The sequence below is a fragment of the Halomonas marinisediminis genome (genome assembly GCF_004347715.1).
Lineage (GTDB): Bacteria > Pseudomonadota > Gammaproteobacteria > Pseudomonadales > Halomonadaceae > Halomonas > Halomonas icarae.
Genome location: NZ_SLTR01000784.1, coordinates 1 through 228, shown reverse-complemented (window position 1 = coordinate 228; position 228 = coordinate 1). Strand labels below are relative to the sequence as shown.

The 228-nt window shown below is 66.2% G+C and carries 1 protein-coding gene; it reads right to left on the bottom strand.

What is annotated here, in order from left to right:
• Nucleotides 1–228: hypothetical protein (locus E0702_RS18520; RefSeq protein ID WP_205742166.1), on the bottom strand; the 228-nt coding region annotated here is incomplete at both ends.

Sequence of the window (228 nt, the reverse complement as noted above, 5' to 3'; positions counted from 1 at the left end):
AGGGCACGCGCCGGTCCTTGATCGGCTGGTCCGCGCGCAGCACCGACAGGAAGCTGTAATCATGGAGCTGCAGGGTCAGGTCCGGGGCGCGCTCGGTCTGGGTGCCGGGGAAGGCATCTTCGCGCTTGAACACCGACTTGATCACCGGCTTGCCGGTCTCGGGATCGGTGAAGGCCAGAAGCTGCGCGATCAGGTCGTCGCGGAACGCCTCGTACTCCGCATCGGTGA